The organism is Synechococcus sp. CBW1004 (assembly GCF_015840715.1).
In the GTDB taxonomy this organism is placed as follows: Bacteria; Cyanobacteriota; Cyanobacteriia; order PCC-6307; family Cyanobiaceae; genus Cyanobium.
In genome coordinates this window covers 1,958,711-1,973,999 of the sequence record NZ_CP060397.1, presented here as the reverse complement: position 1 = coordinate 1,973,999, position 15,289 = coordinate 1,958,711, and the positions used below count along the sequence as shown (strand labels likewise).

Sequence of the window (15,289 nt, the reverse complement as noted above, 5' to 3'; positions counted from 1 at the left end):
GCCGATGGGTTGGCGTTGCACCATCCGGAATGGAACGCTGGCGGATGTGGACCGTTGATCCCGAAACCCGATCAGTCGCTCTGGAACGGCTCGATGGATGGCAGCACGCCGCCCAGAGCCTGCTTGGCCAGCTTCAGATCATGGCTGGCCTGCATCCTCAGCCAGAAGCCTTCGCTGAGGCTGAAGAAACGGCACAGGCGCAGATCGGTGTCGGCACTGATTGTCCTGCGCCCCTTGACGATCGCGTTGATGCGGCTCTCCGGTACGCCGATTGCCAGCGCGAGCCGGTACTGACTGATCCCCATTGGCCTGAGGAACTCCGCCAGCAACACTTCGCCAGGATGGACCAGCAGCAAGTCAGTGGACATCAACAATTTCGACCTCCTCTGGCCCGGCTTCCGTCCAGACAAAGCAGAGCCGGAACTGGTCGTTGATGCGGATGCTGTGCTGGCCATGGCGGTTCCCCCTGAGCGGCTCCAGGCGATTGCCTGGTGGCAAACCGCCTCACAGGCTTCCCTTGGAAGAGGGCCTGGGTGTCGCGGCACCGAAACGACCTGATCACAACGCATTTTTACCAACGCTAGGCGTAGGCACGCCAGACGGAAGGAAAGGGAGCTGGCGTTCGCGCTCTGGCATCGCGGGGGCCTTGCTTGGGGGGCCCGAGCCGGGGCCTCCATCTTGGAAGTTCCACCCCCCGTCCCATCCCCCACCAGCATCCCCCATGCCTCCACATCACCCGCGCTAGAGGCCGCTGCAACGCCGGCAGCAGAACCCTCACGATTGGGTCCATAGCCGGACATCCACATGCTGAGAGGCCGCATGGAAGTCTTGATCGGTTGTCAGCAGCGTCAGGTCGTAGCGCTGACAGAGCTGAATAATCAGGGCATCAATCGTGCCGATCTGGACACCCCGGCGGCGACAGACATTGCGGAGGTCGGCGGCTGCGATGTGGTCCAGTTTGTCGGGCTGAAGAAATGCGAGCACGGAGAGGCGCTCCACGAGCTGGTCTCGGTTCCTGGGGCCTGCAAAACCCTGCAACACTTCCTGAAGCACCAATCCAGTGGTGAAGACCTGCTCGGCGCCCAGGAGAGCGCCGCGGAGTGCGCCCACCTCGGGCACACCCGGCTGGCCATCACGGCGGAAAGCCAGAGACCAGACCGACGTGTCGACCAGCAGGCTCACCGCTGGCGCTCCCGTTCCGCCTTGTAGTTGTAGCCAGGGTCCCACTCAAGCTTGCCGAAGAGCTCCGCCACCTGGCGCTGCTCCCGGCGTGCGATGAACTCCTGAAGCGCGCGGGTGACGGCAGCTTTCTTGGTGGGCTCACCGCTCACACGAAAGGCGTGATCGAGCAGATCCTGATCGAGAGCGAGATTCGTGGCCATGTGTGAACTCCTGATGAGGCATCTACACACTATGACCTCCGCCCTGGCTGTTGGAACAGAAAAAGACATGGCAGGGGCTTCTCCTCCACCAGTTCCACCCCCCGTCCCATTCCCCGCCAGCACAGCCCTGCCGGCGTCAGGATGCCCCCATGGCCCCAACCCCCTCCCCCGCCTACCAGCGCCTGCGGCGGTTCATCGCCGAGCGGATGCGGATGAGCCACATCTATCAGCCGCTGATGCTGATGGAGCTGCTGGGCAGGAGCAGCCCGGCAACGGCGGAGGACATCGCCCGGCGGATCCTGGGCGAGGACGTGACCCAGATCGATGTCTACCGGAGCGCGTCAAGCGGATGGTGTGCCGGGTGCTCAACGGCAACGCCATCACGGAGCTGCAGCAGGGCCGCTACCGGCTGATCGGCGCCGTAGCCGTAAGGCTTCTGTAAAGAAGTGGAGTTGATCGACAGCGAGGGCGATGAGTTGCTTCCGCTGTGCCGCCAGAGGCTGGATGCGCTCCGAGTGGAAGACGGCAACCCTCAAGGCCTTGCAGCCGCCAAAGAACGCACAGCGATCAAGTCCTGATCACCAATCGCCCGAAGATCGGCAATTGGAAGCATCAACAGAGCCTGTGCACGACCCGATGCGGCGACGAATTCCACCTCGCAGTGCTCAGGATCGAGAATGGCGACAACAGCACCAAGATCGCCCGACTGAAGCCCTGACTCGGGAATGTCCTGCGTGAGAGCAACGGTCTGATGCAATGCAAACATGCTTTACTCCGGATACGCGGTGATGAGCCTGGGCTGAATGGAAAAGCAGGGAATCAGCCAGACGGTGCAGAACCGCCTTGAAGTTCCGTTGGGGCCTTTCAACTTAGCACTGATTACCACTTTCATGCCGTAGGTGTTGCTCTCGATGCGCCGAACCATTCCGGTGCGCCCATGGTGCAGCAGGTCGTCTCGAAGCCTTGACCAGCCTTCGCTGGAGTAGCCGAGGGCGAGGAACACCCTGGCCTTGAAACGGCCGACTGGATGCACGCCCGAGAGCAGGTAGTCGCAGATCTTGGCCTGCTCAACGACCGCGTGTTCTGCATGGGGAAGCATTCGTGGGCCAGGGAGAGCACCGGGGCTACTCCCTATAAGTTCCACCCCCGTCCCATCCCCCGCCAGCGCAGCCCTGGCGGCGGCAGGATGCCTCCATGCCCCCCGAACCCCCAATCCCCTCCCCCGCCTACCAGCGCCTGAGGCGGTTCATATCCGAGCGGATGCGGATGAACCACATCTATCAGCCGCTGATGCTGATGGAGCTGCTGGGCAGGAGCAGCCCGGCAACGGCGGAGGACATCGCCCGGCGGATCCTGGGCGAGGACGTGACCCAGATCGATGTCTACCGGAGCGCGTCAAGCGGATGGTGGGCCGGGTGCTCAATGGCAACGCCATCACGGAGGTGCAGCAGGGCCGCTACCGACTGATCGGCTCCGTAGCCGTCAGGCTTCTGCGCAGCAGTAGAGCTGAGCGACACGGAGCGCGATGAGCTACTGCAGCTGTGCCGCATGCGTCGTGATGCGTTCCGGTCACAGCGCGGTGAGGAGGTGTTCGCCCACCGTTCCCGCCACCGCAGTCCGATCAGCGGCTCGGTGAAATACCGGGTGCTCACACGGGCCCGGGGCCGCTGCGAATGCTGTGGAGCGCACGAGCACCAGAGGGCCCTGGAGGTAGACCACATCATTCCCAAGAACCAAGGCGGATCAGATGACATCAGCAACCTGCAGGCGCTCTGTTTCCGCTGCAATGCCGGCAAGCGCGACACGGCTGTATGCCACGCAAACAGCCGAACCGATTTCCGCGGGATCCAGGAGAGCTACCGCCAACGGCAGGATGGCTGCATCTTCTGCGCGCTGGAGGGAGGCGAAAGGGTGCTGCTGGAAAACGCATTCGAAGCTCTACATCGCCGATGCCTACCCGGTGAGCGTGGGCCACAGCCTGGTGATTCCGCGGAGGCATGTAGCCGATGGAATGGAGCTGCACCAGCCGGAGTGGAACGCGGTGGTGGAGCTGCTCAGGCAGCGGCGGGAGATGCTCAGTGCCCGAGACGCCGCGATCAACGGCTGGAATGTGGGGTTGAACTCAGGAGTGGCGGCGGGGCAGACGGTGTTTCATGCACATTGGCATCTGATACCGAGGCGGGAGGGGGATTGCAAGCAGCCTCGGGGTGGGGTGCGGGGGGTGATTGCTGGCAGGCAGGGGTATTGATTTCACCGTGAGTGACTAAGGAACCCCTGAAAAACCCGATAGAATCAGTACAGTTCCAATAATGAGACTGGCAGCGGATGGCGGCCCCCCTCCAGTTGGGTTTCACGGACTACGAGCAGACCTACGCCAAGAAGAAAACGCGCCGGCAGCGCTTCCTCGATGAGATGGAAGCCACAGTGCCCTGGGATCCTTTCCTGGCCTTGATTTCGCCTGTGTACCACAGGCCTTCTGCCAAGGGCGGGCGCCCACCGTTTCCGCTGGAGGTGATGCTGCGCATCCACCTGCTGCAGCAGTGGTTCACGCTTTCCGATCCCTTGATGGAGGAGATGCTGATCGATACCCCCTGCTTCCGCCGCTTTGCTGGGATCGACATGGTTGAGGACCGGATCCCTGACGAGACGACGATCCTGAACTTCCGCCACCTCCTGGAAGAGAATCGGATAGCAGAGCAGATCCTGGAGACGGTGAACCAGAGCCTGCGGGAGAAGGGCGTGATGCTTAAGGAGGGTACGATCCTCGATGCCACAATCATCAACGCTCCCAGTTCAACCAAGAACAAGACGGGCGAGCGGGATCCTGAAATGCACTCGGTGGCCAAAGGCAACCAGTGGTTCTTTGGGATGCGGTGCCACATCGGTGTGGATGCAGCCTCGGGTCTGGTCCATTCCGTGGTGAGCACGGCTGCCAACGTCCATGAGCTGAACACGGCACCCGATCGCGTCCATGGCGAGGAACGCGTGATCTACGGCGACTCTGGCCACATCGGCATCGAAAAGCGTGAGGCGTTCAAGGACTGCGAAGCAGAGATGCGCATCGCCATGAAGCCCGGACAGCGCCGAGTTCTACCGGACACCCCAGAGGGAAGACTGCTGGATCTGATGGAGGCGGCGAAAGCACATGTCAGGGCAAAGGTGGAGCATCCATTTCGGATCATCAAGTGCCAGTTTGGATTTCGGAAGGTCTTCTACCGAGGCATCCGCAAGAACAACCTCAAGCTGACGATGCTGTTTGCCCTCGCCAATCTCTGGATGGTGCGCGAACGTTGTCCTTCTACAGCGTAAATGACAGAATAAGTGTGCCATCTTGAGGGTGAGCAGCCAAAAATGATCGGGGAACTCACGAGAAATAAGCCAGTCAGGCCCTGGATTGGAGTACCTGGCGAGTAGCCAAGGACAAAATACCCCACTTGTGTCTCATTGGCGAGAATGAGACACGCTTGCGCTCAATTCCCGGTCTTGATCAGAGCTTCCCTAACGCTGAATGGACCGACCCCCTGAACAGCGTCGTGGGGCTGCGCAACGCTTGATAAGCCTAGAGCCATCTGCGACCACGGGCACGACAGCCGATGCAGGGCAGGGGGTCTGGGAGGCAGCAGACTGGGTCCCCCCCTACTTACCAGGGTCCGCATAACACGGTTCATCAGGCTACAGAAGGTCAGCGGGACTGCTGACGCCCAATGGACCACGGTTGATCACATGCGTGTAGATCATGGTCGTATTCAGGTCTCGGTGGCCCAGGAGTTCCTGAATTGTGCGGATGTCCTGGCCGCGCTCCAGCAGATGGGTGGCGAATGAATGGCGCAAGGTATGGGGGGTGGCCGGTTTCTGGATTCCTGCCGCAAGCACGGCATGCCGCATCGCCTTCTGAATGACGCTGGGGTCGAGATGGTGGCGGCCCTGAGCTCCGCTGCTGGCATCCCGCCAGCGGTGGTGCTGCGGAAACACCCATTGCCATCCCCATTCCATAGGCGCTGACCGGTACTTGCGGGCCAGCGCATGGGGCAACTCCACCCGGCCGTATCCATCGGCAAGGTCCTGCTGATGCACCCGTCGAACCGCTTGCAGATGCTGCCGGAGCTCCTCTGCCAGGCGCCTCGGCAGCAGGGTTCTCCTGTCTTTACCTCCCTTGCCGTCCCGCACGGTGATGGTGTTGCGGGCGAAGTCGAGATCCTGGACCCTCAGACGCAAGGCCTCCATCAAGCGAAGGCCGCTGCCGTACAGGAGCCCCGCCACCAGCGCTTCACCGCCATTCAACCGCCTCAGCACCTCCCGCACCTCCTCCTGGCTCAGCACCACCGGCAGCCGTCTGTGCTTCCGCGCTCGGACCACACCCTCCAGCTCAAGATCCATCTCCAGGAGTTCCCGATACAGGAACAGCAGCGCCGCCAGCGCCTGGTTCTGGGTCGAGGGGCTCACCTGTAGATCCACCGCCAGATGGCTGAGGAAGGCATTCACCTCCGCACTGCCCATCGTCCGCGGATGGCGCATGGCATGAAACTGCAGAAACCTCCGCAGCCACTGCTCATAAGTCTTGACGGTGCGGCGGGCATAGTGCCGAACCTGCAGTTCTTCGCGATAACGCTGGATCAGGCCTGGGGGCTTCGCGTCTTTCGTCAATGCATCGGATCCGGCTGGGGGGAGTATTCCCTCGCGGCGCTCGTGTAGATGGATGGCTACCACTGAAGCCAGGCCCTGCCTTGTCCACCCATCCCCCCGCAGGACCTACCCCCAGGCCTCTACGACCACCCCCTCAGCGAGTCCACCCACCAGGCCCTTGCCCAGCTTCCGGCGGAGTTGCACCAGCTCTCGGCCCTGGACCCCGCCGAAGCCCCCCAGCGGCTGACCCGGTACCTGCGGCAGCTCAGCGAGATCGCCCTGGCCACAATGCCGGAGGCCGAAAAGCAGCAGCGGCAGCTGGCGTTGGTGAATGGGTTGGTGGCCTTGTTGCAGGAGCAGGCGCCGTTGCAGCGGCCGTTGATTCCCCTGGCGGATGGCGCTCTGCTGGTGAATGCGCCCAATGAACCGAGTGTGGGGCTGGCGTTGCAGGCGGTGATTCCTTCGGCGGATCGGATCGATCTGCTCTGTGCCTTCATCAAGTGGAGTGGCCTGCGGCTGTTGCAGCCGGTGCTCAACGCCTACCTGCAGGCCGGCGGTGAACTGCGGGTGCTCAGCACCGTGTACCTCGGCGCCACCGACCACCGTACCTTCAACTTGCTGGCCCGATTCGGCCCTGCAAGCCCTCACGCACCTGATCAGCAAGAGCTGCAGCCAAGCAATGCCAGAGCCATTACCCCCAGATCGCTGCTATCCAAGAGCTATCCCCTCCCTACGCCCCAATGGCCTACTGGTGGGTCAACCACAAGCAGACCTACCGGCAGGAGACCGAAGGCGGCTACGTCTGGTCGCCGAAGGCCAATGCCAACGGCGCGCGCAACGTGAGCTACGACAACCTCACCCGCTGCGTGCGGGGGGATGTGTTGTTCAGCTATGCGGGCGGACGGATCAACCAGATCGGCTGGGTGGAGGCTGCAGCTGTCACTGCTCCGAAGCCGCCGGAGTTCGGCTCGGCGGGTGACAACTGGAACCAGGAGGGCTGGCTGGTGCGGGTGAACTGGCAGCCCCTGCGCCAGGCCCTGGTGCCGCAGACTTTTTTTGATCTCATCCAGCCCCTGCTGCCGGAGCGCCACAGCCCCATCAGCACGACCTCAGGGCGAGGCAACCAGGGGATCTACCTGGCGGGTCTCAGTGACCCGCTTGGCCTCCTGCTGCTGCAACTGATTGAGGAGCATGCCGACCCGGCTGTGCGCGTGCACCTGGTGGTGCTGGCAGAGGAGGGCGAATACACCGCCGCCCTGCTCGACGACATGCAGCAGCTTCAGCAGGTGCCCCTGAGCACCGAGCGCGATGCGCTCACCCGGGCGCGGCTGGGGCAGGGCCTGTTCCGCCAGCGGGTGGCTGAGCTGGAGCCGATCTGCCGCGTAACCGGCCTGGCGCGGCAGGAGTTTCTGGTGGCCAGCCACATCAAGCCCTGGCGCGCGTGCGACAACCGCGAACGACTAAGTGGCTGCAACGGCCTGCTGCTCTCCCCCCACATCGACAAGCTGTTCGCCCGCCACTGGATCAGCTTCGACGCAGACGGCCAGCTGATCTGGCAACACGACGCCGCTGGAGAAGCCTTGCACTGCTGGGGCATCGCCGGTGCCAACCAGGTGCGGCCATTCAACCGCGAGCAGGAGGCGTTTCTGGCCACCCATCGGCAAGCCCTGCGTCGCTGAGCTCAGACCGGTCTGCAGGCGCACCAGGCAGGAAGCGCTGGATGAACACATCCAGCGGCAGCGGCCCGCAGCGCAGATGCCAGCTGCTGGTGGCGGGATGGCGCCGCCAGCACTGCACCTCGATCGACGGGTGCACGCCAGCCTGTAGGCGCAGGGAGTAGCGATAGTCGGCATCGGCCGCCTCGGCCACGCTGGCCAGCTCAACGGCCTCGGGCTGGCTGTGGCGGAACCCTGCCAGGAAGCCCTCAACTGCACCACCATGGCGCAGGCTTGCGGCAAAGCGCCAGGCCGCCCCGGTAGGAAAGCCATCGTGGTGGAGATACAGATAGCAGCAGGTCTGTTGCGGAGGCTGCTCGGGGAAGCCGCTGAAGCTGACGACAGCACGAGTGGCCAAGGCGAGGGAGCGAGGTGCTCTTCATCAGTGCCACCGCTGTCTCAACGAGCCGCCCTTCAAGCGCTGCACAGCACCGTTGCAGCACCCCTCAACGATCCTGAACCACTGCCTCCGCAATCAGACGCAACAGGCTCTCCAAGGACTGCAAGCGCATCTGCAACCGCTGCTCCAGTCCTGCCAACCTCTCATCGACCTCCGCCGCCGTCAGGGCCTTGGGGCTCACGGACCTGCCATGGGCTGCCACAGGCCAGGATCCCTGGCGAAAGGTCTGCTCAATCACGGCCCAGGTGGGCTTCTTCGGTGCCTGGCCGATCTGTGCTTCCAGCCAGGACTGGGCGTCGGCCAGCTTGCCGAAGCGGGCCTTCAGAGCTTTGAGCTCACACTGATCCGGAGGGAGCAATCCCGCCGCAGGCAACAACACAGCACTCTCTGATGCCGCTGGTGGAGCGTCGATGACAGTCAGCTCATCGACCATCTGGCGGACACTGGCATTCTGCTGACCGATGGTCCGGAACAGCTCCGCATCACTCTTCGCCATGCGAGCCATCAGCTCGGCGAAGCGATCACTGAGTTCACCCATCGCGCTTATCTCCCCCACGCAGAAGTGCACGCATACGCTCAATCAGCTGATTGATCTGAAAGACGGACCAGAATCCTGCCTCCTGCTTGGCCTCATCCAGCTCGCCGAGGAGCCTGTCCAGCTGTTGCTGTTTACTCTCAAATGCCTCCAACTCCTGGTGCATGTCCTTGGCCAGGCGCATCGCCTCGGCCTTTTCCTGACCGATCAACACCAGCCTTTCCTCATAGCTGCGCAACGTGGCCAGGAAACGCTCCCGCGCTTCGCTGAACTCACGAGAGCGACGCAGCAGCTGCCCCCGCGAGCGGGTGAGGGAGGCATGACTGTTTCGCATCGCCGTGTAGTGATGCTCAATCTGCTCAGCACTCAAACCCTTGAGATCTCTGGGGAAGTCGCTAGTGGAGCGGATTCCCTTGCACGCCACGACAGACTGGATCCCAGCCGCAGCATCGGTGCTGATCAAACTGCTCTCCAAAGGATCATCGGCCATCGCGTCAGCAGCATCAGACGTCAAGTCCTCTCAATGATGTCCCATCGGTGGGCCCTCTGACCACAGGGATCAGAGTGCGAACCATCAAGCCCAAGGCGGCAATGCAGAATTGGCGTCAACGACGGCCCCCTCCGCATGTGAGCACTGGCCTGGAGTAACACAGCCGCCTGCAGCCGCTGCCCTGGGCCCTGCCGGTGCCGTTGCGGGTGCATGGCCGCTACAGCCGCGCCGAGATCGAAGCCGCCTTTGGCATCCTCACGGACACCTCGCCCTGGATTCATCGCGAAGGCGTGCTCTGGCATGAGCCGTCCCAGTGCGATCTGCTGTTCATCACGCTCAACAAGAGCGAGACCTTGTTCTCCCCCTCCACCCGCTACCGCGACCTGGCCCTGGGCCCGTCGCTGTTCCACTGGGAGAGCCAGAGCATCACCACCGCCTCCTCATCCACCGGACAGCGCACCATCCACCATCAGGCGCGTGGCTCGCGGGTGCTGCTGTTTGTGCGGGAACAACGCCGCGAGGGGGGACGCTCCGGTGGCATCACCGAGCCATTCCGCTGTCTCGGCTTCGCCACCTACGAAGGCCATGAAGGGGAACGGCCGATGGCGATCCGCTGGCAGCGGGAGGTTCCGATCCCGGCGGCCTGGCTGCCAGGCTGTTGCTTGGCATGACAGTGGCCTTGGCGGTTTGAGGGCCAAATCCACAGGTCGTCTTGTTCACGCTCCAGGCTTTTCGAAATCAAGCAGGATCCTCAGTGCCTGCCTTACCTTGCTGGCCGACTCCACCAGTTCGACTTGTTCCTCGGCTGAGGTCTCAAAACCCGGGTAGCGAGCAAGGACCGCTCCTGAGGAGAGATCAGCCAGATTCGCATCGTCCCAGCTCCATTGGTCATCCACGGCCTTCAGCTGGCGAGAGAGCGCAGCCAGATCATGGATTTTGTCCACCGTCTGCCCGAGCTGGATCAACCTGGCTTTGAGCAGTTTCTCCACACATTGCTGAGCGTGAAACACGACCGCATCACGCAAGCCTGGGCTGTTCCTCGTCAACAGGATCTCCAGAGCTTCCCAATCACCTTCCGCCTTGGCGATCCACTCCGGAACGGCCGACCAGCCTTCATCCATACAGCACCTCGCCATGGTCCATCGCTTCGCGCACGACCGGATCGCCCCCCCGGTAGCGAATCGCCATCTCCTCCGGCCGCCGAACCAGAAGATCCAGGGGAAACTGCACCTGGCAGATGCGCCTGATTTCACGGATCTTGGCCAGGTGGCGTCCCTCAAAGGGCATCACCACCAGGATGTCCGCATCCGAATCCCATCGCGCGTCTCCACGAGCCATCGAGCCGAACAGAATCACCCGCTCCGGGGCAAACGCCTCCACCAGGCGATCAGTGAACGCCTTGATGGCTTCCTGTGTCACGAGGGGCGCCTTGGCCATGGTTCCATCATCGCCGCCTGCTGGCACTGCTGGCCGAGCGCTGCGAGAGACGCCTGCTGCCGCTGCCCTGGGCGCTGCCGGTGCCGCTTCGGGTGCATGGGCGGGCGCTACAGCCGCGCCGATGTCCTGGCCGCACTCGCGGCGCTGGATGCCAACGGCGCCCCCGTAACCACCGCCACCTGGCTCTGGGCCCCTGGCTGTTCCACTGGGGGCCAGGCCAACAACCGCGCCGCCTCCGCCACCGGCAGCACACCATCCACCACGCCTGCCGCGGCTCCCAAGTGCTGGTGTTTGTGCGCGAAGCCGCAGGCTTCCATGCAGCTGGTCACCGCAAGGAGGGAAGCGATCTGCAGGGATTACGGAGCCGTTTGAGTGTCTGGTGTTGACCAGCTACGAGTGCCACCGCGCGAGCGGGTCTTATTCGTCGGACCGTGGCGATTCGCTGGCGGCTGGAGCGGGCGATTCCGGCGGCGTGGCTGTCACGCTGTTGCCTGGCATGGGCTGTTGCTGGGCAACACGTGGCGTTGGCGGTGTGAGACCCGCCAGACTGGTGGGCTTACCAGCCCGGCGACCATGACGACCGCCACCCCCCAGCGCCTCACGGCGATCCTCTACCGGGAAGACGAGGTCTACGTGGCGGAGTGCCCGGAGGTCGGCACCGCGAGCCAAGGCGACACCATTGAGGAAGCCCTCTCCAACCTGCGCGAGGCAACCACGCTCTATCTGGAGGAGTTCCCCGCCGCGCATGCCCATGACGCGAATGACACCTAAGATCACATCAAGACAAAAGGAGCGAATGTGATGAAGGGGGAATTGACAGCCGTGATCGAGCCTGCTCCGGAGGGTGGCTTCTGGGCTATCTGCCTGGAAATTCCCGGTGCCAACGGTCAGGGGGAATCGATCGAGGAAGCCAGGCAGGATCTTCAGGCTGCGATCGAACTTCTGCTTGAAGATCGTGAAGCTGACATCAGCCGCGGCCTGCCACCGGATGCCGTGCGCATGCCCCTGCGGATCGAAGGAAGCGGTTCCCAGGCATAATGAAATCAAGGAACCGCTTGCACGCAAGATTCTCGCCAGTCTCGGCGCAAGTTAACTTCCAGTGCAGGGAAGCAGCCGAGCCAATCGCAACAACAGCGAAGCCCTCTTCCCCTCCAGCACCCTCTACCGTGACCTGACGCCGTTACGGATCACCCCTTCAATCGCTCCTCTCAATCGCCGCTGAACAGATAATCCCGCACGCGGCTGCGGTGACGGGGCTGGCGCAGCTTCAGCAGGGCGCGCGACTCAATCTGACGCACCCGTTCGCGCGATAGATGCAGCCGTTCACCGATCTCGGTGAGGGTGCGCGGGATGTCGTCCTCGAGGCCGAAGCGCTGTCGGATCACCAGCGCCTCACGGCCGCTGAGCTCATCCAGCAGCTGCTGGAGATCCTCATGCAGCTGCTCACGCGTCAGGCACTGCTCCGGCGTGGCGTGGGGATCCTCCAGCAGATCCCCCAGGTCGGTGTCCTGGCCGCGGCCGACGCGTGCATCCAGCGACACCGGCCGCGGCTGTCGCTGCAGGGTCTGGCGCACCGCCTCCTCGCTGAGGCCGAGCCCCGCCGCCACCTCGGCGACGGTGGGGCTGCGGCCGAGCTGATGGGAGAGCTCCCGCTGCAGGCGGCGGATGCGGTTGAGCTTCTCGGTGACATGCACCGGCAGGCGGATGGTGCGGCTCTGGCTGGCCAGGGCGCGGGTGATGCCCTGGCGGATCCACCAGTAGGCATAGGTGCTGAAGCGGAAACCGCGGGTGGGATCGAAGCGCTCCACCCCCTTCTCCAGGCCCAGGGTGCCCTCCTGCACCAGATCCAGCAGCTCCAGGCCGCGCTGCTGGTACTTCTTGGCCACCGCCACCACCAGCCGCAGGTTGGCCTGGATCATCCGCTCCTTGGCGCGGCGGCCGCGGTGCAGCGCCAGCCGCAGGGCGGCGGGGCTCAGACCTGCCGCTTCCGCCCAGCGATCCCGGTCCTGCGCCTGGGCCCCGTTCGCCAGCGGGGGGCGCAGGGCCAGCAGCCGTTCACGCCCCTGCACCAGCCGCGCCAGGGTGAGCTCCTCCTCCTCGCTGAGGCGCTCCACCCGGCCGATGTCCTGCAGATACAGGCGAACCGGGTCGGTGGAGGGGGAATGCGACACGGGGCCTCGGCGGCGATCAATCCAAGCCTGAGACTGCTGCAACCCAGGGCGGCGTGATCGCGGGGTTTGCTTCCGGATTCCAGGCGCGACTGACCTGCACGGCCGCGACCAGCACGGGATCAGCCCTTGCCGAGGGCGTGCCGGGGGCGGAAGCTGAAGACAATCCGCACCATCCCGCGCCGAGGCGTCAACGGTCACCATGAGCCCCACGTCCGGGGGCGTTGACGACAGGCTCCGCTGCTCGGGCTGATCGCACAGCAAGCGAGGACGGCCGCACAGGGCGATCGCAGCCCCAGGCGAGACGAAGCGAGGTGTCCCCCCTCAGCCCTCCTCCTCGTCCTTCCAGGTGCTGGCCACATGCAGCTCCTCGAGCTGCTTGCCTGAGACCCCACCGGGGGCGCCGGTGAGCAGGCAGCGGGCCTGCTGGGTCTTGGGGAAGGCGATCGTGTCGCGGATCGACTCCTCGCCGGAGAGCAGCATCACCATGCGATCGAGGCCGTAGGCGATGCCGCCGTGGGGCGGCGCTCCCAGATCGAGGGCCTCCATCAGGAAGCCGAACTGGGCGTTGGCCTCCTCCAGGGGCAGGCCGATCGTCTGCAGCACCTGGCGCTGCAGGGCCGAATCGTGAATGCGCAGCGAACCGCCGCCGAGCTCCAGACCGTTGAGCACCAGGTCGTAGGCCTGGGCGCGGGCCGTGGGCAGGGTCTCGGCCCAGCGCTCGGGGTCGTCGCCGAGATCGCCGGTGTTGGGGGCGCAGAAGGGGTGATGCAGCGCCTCGAGGCGGTTCTCGTCGGCGTTGAACTCGAACATCGGGAAATCGACCACCCAGAGGAAGTTCCAGATGTCGTTGTCGCGATCGGCCGGCACCAGGCCGAGCTCACGGGCCAGGAACTGACGCACCCGATCGAGCGCCTTGTTCACCGTGGCGGTGTCGCCGGCGCCGAACAGCAGCAGGGTGCCGGGTACCGCGCCGGTGCGCTGCAGCAGCTCCGCCTTCTTCTCCTCGGAGAGGTTGTCCTTGATGGCACCGATCGTGTCGATCTCGCCGTTCTCGCGCACGCGGATGAAGGCCAGGCCGCCGGCCCCCGCCTTCTGGGCCTCACCGAACACATCACCGCCGGGCTTGATGCGCACATTGCTCAGCGCCTCGTTGCCGCCGGGCACCGGCAGCACCTTCACCGAACCGCCCGCCGCCACGGCGCCGGAGAACACCTTGAAGCCCATGTCGGCCACCAGGTCCGACACGTTCACCAGCTCCATGCCGTAGCGGGTGTCGGGCCGGTCGGTGCCGTAGCGCTCCATGGCGTCATGCCAGGTGATGCGCGGGAAGGGGGTGGGCAGCGTGACGCCCTTCACCTGCTGCCACACGGCGCTGATGAGCTTCTCGTTGAGGGCCAGGATCTGCTCCTGATCCAGGAAGCTCATCTCCATGTCCAGCTGGGTGAACTCCGGCTGGCGATCGGCCCTGAGGTCTTCGTCACGGAAGCAGCGGGCGATCTGGTAATAGCGCTCGATGCCGCCCACCATCAGCAGCTGCTTGAACAGCTGGGGCGACTGGGGCAGGGCGAACCATTCGCCACCGCACACCCGGCTGGGCACCAGATAGTCCCGGGCGCCTTCGGGGGTGGAGCGGGTGAGCACGGGGGTTTCCACCTCCAGGAAGCCCTCGCTTTCGAGCACCGAGCGGATCGCGCGCACGGCGGCGTGGCGCAGGCGCAGGTTGCGGGCCATGCGCTCGCGGCGCAGGTCGAGGTAGCGGTAGCGGAGGCGCAGCTCCTCGCGGGTGTTCTCCTCGTCGTGCACCGACACCGGGAAGGGCAGGTTGGCCTTCACCTCGTTGAGCACGGTGATCCCGGCGGCCAGCACCTCGATGGCGCCGGTGGCCAGCCGCTCATTCAGCGATTCCGGCGGTCTCGGCCGCACCTTGCCGCTCACCTGCAGCACCGTCTCATTGCGCAGGTGCTCGGCCACCGCGAAGGCCTCGGCCCCCAGGTCGGGATCGACGGTGATCTGCACCGTGCCGCTGCGGTCGCGCAGGTCGATGAAGATCACGCCGCCGTGGTCGCGGCGCCGGTCCACCCAGCCGCAGAGCTGCACCTCCTGGCCGGCATGGTCGGCTCGCAGGTCGCCGCACCCGTGGCTGCGCATCGTGAACTCTCTGGGGAACCGCGGATTTTCCCATGGCGCCGCAGCAGCACCCGGCGACGCAGGAGGCAGGGCAGGGATGGCGGCCCAGCCACACCCGCGCGATCTGATCGGGCCATGGTCCCGGCAGGACAGGCCCTGTGGGACCTGAGTCTGGCGCCTCCCTCGCTCCCGGCAGGGTCGGCACCGGCTGCACGCCACGACGCTGGGACAGGACGAGACGTCCACGTGGCGGAGCGCGTTGCTGGAGAGCCCGGTGCGAGCGATCCGCACCAGCCAGGAGTCGCGACGCGCTGGCCTGCACCACCGGCACGCAGACCGGGGCGATCGGCTCAGCCAGCGTCAGCGACCCGCTGACGGCGACCTGCGCGGCAGGCCACCGACCGGCTGA

At 64.7% G+C, this 15,289-nt stretch carries 20 protein-coding genes and 3 pseudogenes; 9 read left to right on the top strand and 14 right to left on the bottom strand.

Annotated features, from left to right (window positions below; translation table 11 throughout):
• Positions 1–71: 71 nt before the first annotated feature.
• The 4 genes from H8F25_RS09475 to H8F25_RS09460 form a co-directional block, all read right to left on the bottom strand.
• Positions 72–368: a HigA family addiction module antitoxin gene (locus H8F25_RS09475; protein WP_197210209.1), complete on the bottom strand. Its 297-nt coding sequence runs from the start codon at positions 366–368 to the stop codon at positions 72–74.
• Positions 358–498, bottom strand: a complete 141-nt coding sequence (locus tag H8F25_RS09470) for a type II toxin-antitoxin system RelE/ParE family toxin (RefSeq protein ID WP_197210208.1) — start codon at positions 496–498, stop codon at positions 358–360. Before H8F25_RS09470 ends, H8F25_RS09475 begins: the two co-directional genes overlap by 11 nt.
• 276 nt (positions 499–774) lie before the next feature.
• Entirely contained in the window at positions 775–1,182 is a 408-nt protein-coding gene (locus H8F25_RS09465) for a PIN domain-containing protein (protein WP_197210207.1), read from the bottom strand.
• The gene (locus H8F25_RS09460) at positions 1,179–1,382 is read right to left on the bottom strand and encodes a type II toxin-antitoxin system VapB family antitoxin (RefSeq protein WP_197210206.1); all 204 of its coding nucleotides are present in this window, start codon (positions 1,380–1,382) and stop codon (positions 1,179–1,181) included. The genes H8F25_RS09465 and H8F25_RS09460 overlap by 4 nt, the downstream gene beginning before the upstream one ends.
• A gap of 149 nt (positions 1,383–1,531) precedes the next feature.
• Between H8F25_RS09460 and H8F25_RS09455 the strand changes: the two genes are divergently transcribed.
• Complete coding sequence (locus tag H8F25_RS09455; protein WP_197210205.1) at positions 1,532–1,795, top strand: hypothetical protein; 264 nt, start codon at positions 1,532–1,534, stop codon at positions 1,793–1,795.
• Positions 1,796–1,914: 119 nt separating this feature from the next.
• Here the strand turns inward: H8F25_RS09455 and H8F25_RS09450 are convergent, their stop codons facing one another.
• Positions 1,915–2,148 (bottom strand): DUF4926 domain-containing protein, encoded by a 234-nt coding sequence (locus tag H8F25_RS09450; RefSeq protein ID WP_197210204.1) that lies wholly within the window; start codon positions 2,146–2,148, stop codon positions 1,915–1,917.
• Between the two features lie 3 nt (positions 2,149–2,151).
• On the bottom strand, positions 2,152–2,481 hold the full coding sequence (locus H8F25_RS09445) for a DUF6883 domain-containing protein (protein WP_197210203.1): 330 nt from the start codon (positions 2,479–2,481) through the stop codon (positions 2,152–2,154).
• A gap of 449 nt (positions 2,482–2,930) precedes the next feature.
• On the opposite strand from H8F25_RS09445, the pseudogene H8F25_RS17705 reads away from it, so the two are divergent.
• The 3 genes and pseudogenes from H8F25_RS17705 to H8F25_RS09430 form a co-directional block, all read left to right on the top strand.
• Positions 2,931–3,125 (top strand): annotated as a pseudogene (locus H8F25_RS17705) (HNH endonuclease); the annotation flags it as partial.
• A 130-nt stretch (positions 3,126–3,255) separates the two neighbouring features.
• Positions 3,256–3,630, top strand: a complete 375-nt coding sequence (locus tag H8F25_RS17700; RefSeq protein ID WP_231596729.1) for an HIT family protein — start codon at positions 3,256–3,258, stop codon at positions 3,628–3,630.
• A gap of 77 nt (positions 3,631–3,707) precedes the next feature.
• The gene (locus tag H8F25_RS09430; protein ID WP_197210200.1) at positions 3,708–4,691 is read left to right on the top strand and encodes an IS5 family transposase; all 984 of its coding nucleotides are present in this window, start codon (positions 3,708–3,710) and stop codon (positions 4,689–4,691) included.
• 363 nt (positions 4,692–5,054) lie between these two features.
• Here the strand turns inward: H8F25_RS09430 and H8F25_RS09425 are convergent, their stop codons facing one another.
• The gene (locus H8F25_RS09425; protein ID WP_197210199.1) at positions 5,055–6,026 is read right to left on the bottom strand and encodes an integron integrase; all 972 of its coding nucleotides are present in this window, start codon (positions 6,024–6,026) and stop codon (positions 5,055–5,057) included.
• Between the two features lie 90 nt (positions 6,027–6,116).
• On the opposite strand from H8F25_RS09425, the pseudogene H8F25_RS18035 reads away from it, so the two are divergent.
• A pseudogene (locus tag H8F25_RS18035) lies at positions 6,117–6,638 on the top strand (DUF3427 domain-containing protein); the annotation flags it as partial.
• A gap of 107 nt (positions 6,639–6,745) precedes the next feature.
• Positions 6,746–7,684: an HNH endonuclease gene (locus tag H8F25_RS09415; RefSeq protein WP_197210198.1), complete on the top strand. Its 939-nt coding sequence runs from the start codon at positions 6,746–6,748 to the stop codon at positions 7,682–7,684.
• On the opposite strand, the gene H8F25_RS09410 is transcribed toward H8F25_RS09415, so the two are convergent.
• The 3 genes from H8F25_RS09410 to H8F25_RS09400 all read right to left on the bottom strand — a co-directional run bounded on the left by H8F25_RS09410 (position 7,629) and on the right by H8F25_RS09400 (position 9,145).
• Entirely contained in the window at positions 7,629–8,078 is a 450-nt protein-coding gene (locus H8F25_RS09410) for a hypothetical protein (protein ID WP_197210197.1), read from the bottom strand. The two genes, H8F25_RS09415 and H8F25_RS09410, sit on opposite strands and share 56 nt — an antisense overlap.
• A gap of 88 nt (positions 8,079–8,166) precedes the next feature.
• Entirely contained in the window at positions 8,167–8,688 is a 522-nt protein-coding gene (locus H8F25_RS09405) for a hypothetical protein (RefSeq protein ID WP_197210196.1), read from the bottom strand.
• Positions 8,651–9,145 carry a hypothetical protein gene (locus H8F25_RS09400; protein WP_231596727.1) on the bottom strand — a complete coding sequence of 165 codons (495 nt, stop codon included), beginning with the start codon at positions 9,143–9,145 and terminating at the stop codon, positions 8,651–8,653. Before H8F25_RS09400 ends, H8F25_RS09405 begins: the two co-directional genes overlap by 38 nt.
• 164 nt (positions 9,146–9,309) lie before the next feature.
• Between H8F25_RS09400 and H8F25_RS09395 the strand changes: the two are divergent.
• Positions 9,310–9,816 (top strand): annotated as a pseudogene (locus H8F25_RS09395) (DUF3427 domain-containing protein); the annotation flags it as partial.
• Positions 9,817–9,861: 45 nt separating this feature from the next.
• Here H8F25_RS09395 and H8F25_RS09390 read toward each other — a convergent pair.
• Both H8F25_RS09390 and H8F25_RS09385 read right to left on the bottom strand, forming a co-directional pair.
• Complete coding sequence (locus H8F25_RS09390; protein ID WP_197210194.1) at positions 9,862–10,266, bottom strand: HEPN domain-containing protein; 405 nt, start codon at positions 10,264–10,266, stop codon at positions 9,862–9,864.
• Positions 10,259–10,582, bottom strand: a complete 324-nt coding sequence (locus tag H8F25_RS09385; protein WP_197210193.1) for a nucleotidyltransferase domain-containing protein — start codon at positions 10,580–10,582, stop codon at positions 10,259–10,261. Before H8F25_RS09385 ends, H8F25_RS09390 begins: the two co-directional genes overlap by 8 nt.
• A 573-nt stretch (positions 10,583–11,155) precedes the next feature.
• Here H8F25_RS09385 and H8F25_RS09375 point away from each other — a divergent pair.
• Together H8F25_RS09375 and H8F25_RS09370 are read left to right on the top strand one after the other, a co-directional pair.
• The gene (locus tag H8F25_RS09375) at positions 11,156–11,353 is read left to right on the top strand and encodes a type II toxin-antitoxin system HicB family antitoxin (RefSeq protein ID WP_197210191.1); all 198 of its coding nucleotides are present in this window, start codon (positions 11,156–11,158) and stop codon (positions 11,351–11,353) included.
• Positions 11,354–11,383: 30 nt separating this feature from the next.
• A complete protein-coding gene (locus tag H8F25_RS09370; protein WP_197210190.1) occupies positions 11,384–11,620 on the top strand; it encodes a type II toxin-antitoxin system HicB family antitoxin in 237 nt (78 codons plus the stop codon).
• Between the two features lie 170 nt (positions 11,621–11,790).
• Here the strand turns inward: H8F25_RS09370 and H8F25_RS09365 are convergent, their stop codons facing one another.
• Together H8F25_RS09365 and aspS are read right to left on the bottom strand one after the other, a co-directional pair.
• A complete protein-coding gene (locus H8F25_RS09365) occupies positions 11,791–12,753 on the bottom strand; it encodes an RNA polymerase sigma factor, RpoD/SigA family (protein ID WP_231596724.1) in 963 nt (320 codons plus the stop codon).
• A 321-nt stretch (positions 12,754–13,074) separates the two neighbouring features.
• Positions 13,075–14,901, bottom strand: coding sequence for an aspartate--tRNA ligase (aspS, locus tag H8F25_RS09360; RefSeq protein WP_197210188.1), 1,827 nt, complete (start codon positions 14,899–14,901; stop codon positions 13,075–13,077).
• Between the last annotated feature and the right edge of the window lie 388 nt (positions 14,902–15,289).

Coding starts and splice junctions, on each gene's coding strand:
- H8F25_RS17700 (WP_231596729.1), top strand. CDS start 3,256: ATGGCTGCATCTTCTGCGCGCTGGAGGGAGGCGAAAGGGTGCTGCTGG.
- H8F25_RS09475 (WP_197210209.1), bottom strand. CDS start 368: ATGTCCACTGACTTGCTGCTGGTCCATCCTGGCGAAGTGTTGCTGGCG.
- H8F25_RS09400 (WP_231596727.1), bottom strand. CDS start 9,145: ATGGCCGATGATCCTTTGGAGAGCAGTTTGATCAGCACCGATGCTGCG.
- H8F25_RS09390 (WP_197210194.1), bottom strand. CDS start 10,266: ATGGATGAAGGCTGGTCGGCCGTTCCGGAGTGGATCGCCAAGGCGGAA.
- H8F25_RS09375 (WP_197210191.1), top strand. CDS start 11,156: ATGACGACCGCCACCCCCCAGCGCCTCACGGCGATCCTCTACCGGGAA.
- H8F25_RS09455 (WP_197210205.1), top strand. CDS start 1,532: ATGGCCCCAACCCCCTCCCCCGCCTACCAGCGCCTGCGGCGGTTCATC.
- aspS (WP_197210188.1), bottom strand. CDS start 14,901: ATGCGCAGCCACGGGTGCGGCGACCTGCGAGCCGACCATGCCGGCCAG.
- H8F25_RS09385 (WP_197210193.1), bottom strand. CDS start 10,582: ATGGCCAAGGCGCCCCTCGTGACACAGGAAGCCATCAAGGCGTTCACT.
- H8F25_RS09430 (WP_197210200.1), top strand. CDS start 3,708: ATGGCGGCCCCCCTCCAGTTGGGTTTCACGGACTACGAGCAGACCTAC.
- H8F25_RS09460 (WP_197210206.1), bottom strand. CDS start 1,382: ATGGCCACGAATCTCGCTCTCGATCAGGATCTGCTCGATCACGCCTTT.
- H8F25_RS09370 (WP_197210190.1), top strand. CDS start 11,384: ATGAAGGGGGAATTGACAGCCGTGATCGAGCCTGCTCCGGAGGGTGGC.
- H8F25_RS09445 (WP_197210203.1), bottom strand. CDS start 2,481: ATGCTTCCCCATGCAGAACACGCGGTCGTTGAGCAGGCCAAGATCTGC.
- H8F25_RS09415 (WP_197210198.1), top strand. CDS start 6,746: ATGGCCTACTGGTGGGTCAACCACAAGCAGACCTACCGGCAGGAGACC.
- H8F25_RS09450 (WP_197210204.1), bottom strand. CDS start 2,148: ATGTTTGCATTGCATCAGACCGTTGCTCTCACGCAGGACATTCCCGAG.